Source organism: Streptomyces sp. NPDC048637 (assembly GCF_040650675.1).
Lineage (GTDB): Bacteria > Actinomycetota > Actinomycetes > Streptomycetales > Streptomycetaceae > Streptomyces.
Map to the genome: position 1 here is coordinate 115,887 of NZ_JBEZHQ010000027.1, position 6,119 is coordinate 122,005.

5 protein-coding genes are annotated in these 6,119 nt (G+C 72.8%); all 5 read left to right on the top strand.

What is annotated here, in order from left to right; translation table 11 throughout:
• Positions 1-108: 108 nt before the first annotated feature.
• Positions 109-873: a VOC family protein gene (locus AB0C46_RS28610; protein ID WP_362831299.1), complete on the top strand. Its 765-nt coding sequence runs from the start codon at positions 109-111 to the stop codon at positions 871-873.
• A 175-nt stretch (positions 874-1,048) separates the two neighbouring features.
• Complete coding sequence (locus AB0C46_RS28615; protein WP_362831301.1) at positions 1,049-1,468, top strand: SH3 domain-containing protein; 420 nt, start codon at positions 1,049-1,051, stop codon at positions 1,466-1,468.
• Between the two features lie 231 nt (positions 1,469-1,699).
• Positions 1,700-2,917, top strand: coding sequence for an acyl-CoA dehydrogenase family protein (locus AB0C46_RS28620; protein ID WP_362831303.1), 1,218 nt, complete (start codon positions 1,700-1,702; stop codon positions 2,915-2,917).
• Between the two features lie 70 nt (positions 2,918-2,987).
• Positions 2,988-3,857, top strand: coding sequence for an oxygenase MpaB family protein (locus AB0C46_RS28625; RefSeq protein ID WP_362831313.1), 870 nt, complete (start codon positions 2,988-2,990; stop codon positions 3,855-3,857).
• A gap of 34 nt (positions 3,858-3,891) precedes the next feature.
• Positions 3,892-6,033, top strand: a complete 2,142-nt coding sequence (locus tag AB0C46_RS28630) for a serine/threonine-protein kinase (RefSeq protein WP_362831315.1) — start codon at positions 3,892-3,894, stop codon at positions 6,031-6,033.
• Positions 6,034-6,119: the final 86 nt, after the last annotated feature.

Below are 6,119 nucleotides of genomic sequence, written 5' to 3' on the forward strand. Positions count from 1 at the left end.
CGGCCCCGTCGTGCCCGTCGGACGATCGGCAGCGTACGGAGACCGGCAGGGTACGGACACGAGCGCAGCACCGCCCGGCATCGCCCGGCGCGGAGGGACGGAAACACCGTGAAGATCACTGAGCCCACGCCCGGTGCGCCCTGCTGGGTGGAGCTGGGCACCTCGGACGTGGCTGCCGCCAAGGTGTACTACCGCCATGTCTTCGGCTGGCGCGCCGAGACCGACCCGCGGGAGGAGGCGGGCGGCTACACCACGCTGTATCTGGGGGGTGCCCCGGTCGCCGCGCTCACCCCGCTCTACGCCCCCGGACAGCCGACGGCCTGGACCGTGTCGTTCGCGACCCGGGACGCCGATGCGCTGACCGCGGCGGTCACCGAGGCGGGCGGGCGGCAGCTGATGGGGCCGATGGACGTCTTCGATGTGGGCCGCTTCGCCGTCCTGACCGACCCGGAGGGCGCCGTCTTCTCCGTCTGGCAGGCCCGTTCGTTCGCCGGTGCCGCGCTGTTCAATGCACCGGGCTCGCTCGGCTGGGTCGAGCTCGCCACCCGGGACGCCGAGGCCGCCAAGGCGTTCTACACGAGGGTCTTCGGCTGGACCGTGGGCACCCACGAGGACTATCCGCAGTGGGGCCTCGACGGCGCCGACTTCGGTGGCCTGAGCGCGCTGGACGAGTTCTACCCGGAGGACGTCCGGGCGCACTGGCTGCCGTACTTCGCGGTCGCCGACGTCGATGAGACGGCCGCCCGGGCCGCCGAGTCCGGGGGGATGCTGCTGGTGCCCCCGACGGAGGTCCCCCACGGGCCGAAGGTCGCGGTGATCCGGGATCCGCAAGGGGGCTCGTTCGGTATTCACCGCGTCGGCACCGAGGGCTGACCCCGGTCGTCCCCGGTGCGCCCGCCGGGCGGCGGCGGCCCGTGACCCGGGCGCGCCTGCCCTGTCACACGATCGGCGGCCTGTTCGTCGTTTCACCACATTCCGCTGGTGGTTTGCGCGTAATGTCCACTTCCCGCCAGTGGGTGGCACTGCGCGTCAAGAACAGGAGACCCCTATGTCCACGACCGACCTCCTCGTGGCCCGAGGTAAACAGCTCGCAGTCGGCACGGGTGCACTGGCCACGGCCGTCGCCCTCGGTGCGACACTGTTCGCCGCGGCCCCGGCCCAGGCGACGCCCGGCCCCGCCAAGCCCTACGGCGTGGTCACCACCAAGGCAGGTCTGAGTGAGCGTCAGTACCCCAGCACGGACTCCTCCGTACGGGGCTACCTCCGGCACCGCGCGCACGTCGGCCTGGTGTGCAAGGTGCGCACCCAGAGCGTGGGCGGCAACTCCGTCTGGTACCTGACCCGTGAGGGGCGGGGTGCCTGGGTCGCGGCGAAGTACGTGACCAACAGCGGCCACGTCAAGTACTGCAAGGACATCCACCGCACCCGGGTGCAGCCGAACCACCCGACGAAGCACGCCGTGGGCTGATGGAGCCCCGGGGAGGCCCGGTCCGGTGCCGCGGCGGTGCCGGACCGGGCCTTCGTGTGTGTGCGGCAGCGGCGCCGTGCCCTGTCGTCCGCCCCTCCGGCCGCACGCGCCGCGCCCTTCCGTATTACTGGAACAAGTTCTACTGTGCCCCTCGATCCGGCAGCCGACGGCCCGTCAGCTTCGCGGGCCGTCCTCGGGCCGGACGACCGGACCGGACGAACTGGAGGGGCCGTGCACCTCGAATACACCCCCGAGCAGCAGCAGTTGCGCGCCGAACTGCGCACGTACTTCGCCGCGCTGGTGCCGGACAACACCTACGGCCGTGACCCCGAGGGCACCAGGGGCGCCCCCCTCGCCGACCCCGCCGCCCAGAAGCGCTTCTACCGCGAGACCGTGCGCCGGCTGGGTGCCGACGGCTGGCTCGGCGTCGGCTGGCCCAAGGAGTTCGGCGGCCGCGGTCTGTCCCCGATGGAACAGTTCATCTTCTTCGACGAGGCCGCCCAGGCGGGTGTGCCGCTGCCACTCATGGCGCTGAACACCGTCGGCCCGACGATCATGCAGTTCGGCACCGACGAGCAGAAGTCCTACTTCCTGCCCAGGATCCTCTCCGGCGAGATCGACTTCGCCATCGGCTACAGCGAACCGGACGCCGGCACCGACCTGGCCGCCCTCAAGACCCGCGCCGTACGGGAGGGCGACGAGGAGACCGGCCACTACCTCGTCAACGGCCAGAAGATCTGGACGACCAACGGCGACACCGCGGAGTGGGTGTGGCTCGCGGTGCGCACCGACCCGGCCGCGCCGCCCCACAAGGGCATCACCATGCTCCTCGTCCCCACCAGCGACCCCGGCTACTCCTGCACCCTGATCAACACCCTCGCCTCGCACGACACCACCGCCAGCTACTACGAGAACATCACCGTCCCGGCCTCCCGCCGCGTCGGCCAGGAGAACAAGGGCTGGCGGATCATCACCAACCAGCTCAACCACGAGCGGGTCACCCTCGCCGCCCACGGCACCATGGCCATCCGCGCCCTGCACAACGTCCAGCGCTGGGCCGCCGACACCGACCTCGCCGACGGCCGCCGGGTCATCGACCTGGGCTGGGTACGTGGACGGCTGGCCCGCACCCACACCAGACTGGATGCCATGAAGCTGCTGAACTGGCAGATGGTCGACGCCCTCCAGCACGGCACGCTCACCCCGCAGGACGCCTCGGCGGTCAAGGTCTACGGCTCCGAGGCCAGGCGGGACGCCTACGCCTGGCTCATGGAGGTCGTCGGCGCCGCGGGCCCGCTCAAGGAGGGCTCGGCCGGGGCCGTCCTGCACGGCGAACTGGAACGCGGCTACCGCTCCGCCGTCATCTTCACGTTCGGCGGCGGCAACAACGAGATCCAGCGCGAGATCATCTCGTGGATCGGCCTCGGGATGCCGCGGGTGCGGCGCTGATCGGGTAACAGGAGGTGCGGTGAAGGCAGGCGACCCGGGGCTCTTCGGGCCCCGTTCCGTGACCTGGCAGATGCACGCGGATCCGATGATGTGGATCGCGGGCGTCCGTGCGCTGTACCTCCAGGCGCTGCACCCCCGCGCGGTGCGCGGTGTGCTCCAGAACTCCGCCGCGTTCCAGATGAGCAAGCAGGGCAGCCGGGACGCCTGGGGGCGGCTGATGCGGACCGCCCACTTCGTCGGCACCCTCACCTACGGCACCACCGAGGCCGCCGAACGGGCCGGCGCCGCGGTCCGTGGCATCCACCGCCGGCTGTCCGCCACCGACCCGGCCACCGGCGAGCGTTACGGCGTCGACGAACCGGACCTGCTGCTGTGGGTGCACTGCGCCGAGGTGGACTCCTATCTGCACGTACTGCGCCGCTCCGGCTGTCCCGTCGGCGACGCCGAGGCCGACGCCTACCTCGACGAGCAGCGCGCGAGCGCCCGGCTCGTCGGCCTCGACCCGGCCGGTGTGCCCGGCAGCCGGGCCGCGCTCGCCGCCTACTTCGCCCGCGTACGGCCCGAGTTGGCACCGACCCCCGAGGCCCGCGAGGTGGACGCCTTCCTGCGCCGGCCACCGACCCCGCCCGTGCTCGTCCCGGCCCGCGCGCTGCTCTGGCGGCCGGTGGCACAGCTGGCCTACGGCGCACTCCCGGCGTACGCACACGAGCTCTACGGGCGCCCCGCACCCCCGCCGGATGCCGTCACCCGCCGGCTGCGCGCCACCGGCCGCCTCCTTCGCGTCATTCCGCCCACGGTCCGCTGGCAGCTCCCGCCCCGGCACATCCTGCGCGCCGTCGAACGACTCGGCCCCGACACCCGCCCAGCGCCCTACAAGCTCCGCCGATCCGCCGCCATACTGGACGGGCAGGAGGGCACGCAGGGGGAGCTGCGCGGCTGACCGCGGGGAACGGGGACGGGGGCGGCGATACATGGTGGCGGAAAACAGACTGATTCAACGGCGGTACCGACTTCTCGACACCATCGGGCGTGGCGGGATGGGGGAGGTGTGGCGGGCCCGCGACGAGTCGCTGGGCCGGCAGGTCGCGGTCAAATGCCTCAAGCCGCTGGGGCCGCGGCACGAACCCTCGTTCCTGCAGGTGCTGCGCGAACGTTTCCGCCGCGAGGCCCGGGTCGCGGCCGCGCTCCAGCACCGCGGCATCACCGTCGTCCATGACTTCGGCGAGGACGACGGCACCCTCTTCATCGTCATGGAGCTGCTCAGCGGCCGTAACCTCAGCCAGCTGCTGGACGACAACCGCCGCCAGCCGCTGCCCGTGCCGGACGTCATCGAGATCGCCGAACAGGTCACGGCCGCGCTGGCCTACACCCATGAACAGGCCATCGTGCACCGTGATCTGAAACCGGCGAACATCGTCCGGACCGCCGACGGCACGGTCAAGATCTGCGACTTCGGCATCGCCCGGCTCGGCCATGACATCGGCTTCACCGCCCGTCTCACCGGCACCGGTATCGCCATGGGCAGCCCGCACTACATGTCGCCCGAACAGATCGGCGCCCACGGCATCGACCACCGCAGCGATCTCTACTCCTTCGGCTGTGTGCTGTACGAGATCGCCACCGGCGTGCCGCCGTTCGACCTGGGCGACGCCTGGGCGGTGCTCGTCGGGCACCGCGACCTGGCGCCGCAGCCGCCGCGTACGCTCCGCTCCGACCTGCCCGAGGCGTACGAGCGGATCATGCTCGAACTCCTCGCCAAGGACCCCGACGACCGGCCCCGGGACGCCGACGAGCTGGGCAAACGCCTTGCCGATGCCCGCCAGCCGCACCCCGGCCGGGACATCGTGGTTGCCGGTGCGGACGAGGTGACGGTCCCCGCCCGGCAACTGCCCTCCTGGACCCGGAGGATGACGCTCGGCGTCCCGGCGGGCGCCACCCGGCGGCCGCAGCGGTATCCGGCCGACGGGGGGCCCGCCACGGTCCTCACCGGCACCTGGACCGGCGGCACCGATCCGCAGGGCGGCGGCGCGTCCCCGGCCGCCGCCATCGCCAGCCCGGCACCGCCGGACGACCGCCGCGCCGCCCTCGCCGAGCTGGCCGGACGGCACACCGCCGCGCTGGACCTCGGCCGGCTGGGCCGCTGGGAGGAGGCGGGCGAGGCACACCGCGCACTCGCCGCGGAACGGGAGCGGCTCCTCGGCGCCGACCACCCCGACACCCTCACCAGCCGCCTGGAAGCCGGCCATGCGCTGGGCCGTCTCGGCCGGCACTTCGAGGCGCACCAGATCTACGCCGAGGTGCTGGCGGGCCGCGAACGCGCCCTGGGCCCGGACCATCCCGACTCGCTGAGCTGCCGCCACCATGTTGCCCGCAACCTCGGCCGGCTGGGACGGCTGGAGGACTGCCGCGCCATGGCCCAGGAGGTGGCCGCGGTCCGCGCCCGGGTGCTCGGCGCACGGCACCCCGACACCCTCGTCACCTGCTGCGAACTCGCTCATGTCCTGGGCAAGCTGGGCATGTGGGCGGAGGCGCTGTACACCTACCAGGAGGTCGTGGCGGCGCGCACCGCCACGCTCGGACCCGACCACGAGGAGACCCTCGCCGCCCGTTACGAGGTCGGCATCGGCCTCGGCCGGCTCGGCCGCAGCGCGGACGCCCTGGCCCTCTACCGGGGCCTGGTCGCGGACCGTACCCGCGCCCAGGGCGCCGACGACCCGGAGACACTGCGCGCCCGGCACGGTCTGGGCGTCAACCTCGGGCGGCAGAACCGCTGGCAGGAGGCGCTCGTGGAGGCCCGCGAAGTGGCCGCGGCCCGCGCGCGGGTGCTCGGTCCCGAGCACCCCGACACCCTGGTCAGCCGACGGGAGACCGCGGTGGCGCTCGGCTGGCTCGGCCGCTGGAGCGAGGCGCTGGACCTCTACCGCCAGGTCGCCGACGCCCGCGAACGGGTCCTGGGCGCCGCCCATCTCGACGCACTGGCCAGCCAGGGCGACCTCGCCCAGTGCCTGGAACAACTGGGCCGCCGGGACGAGGCGGCCGCGCTCCACCGCCGGGTCACGGCGCTGCACCAGGAGCGCGCCGTACGCCGGCGGTGGAAGGGGGATGGCCCTTACTGATCTTTTCGTAAGTTCGGTGGGTGTGGTGTTTCGATGGTCAGGCCGGTGTGGGCGAGGAAGGACCACGGCAGTTGTGGGTTGTGGTT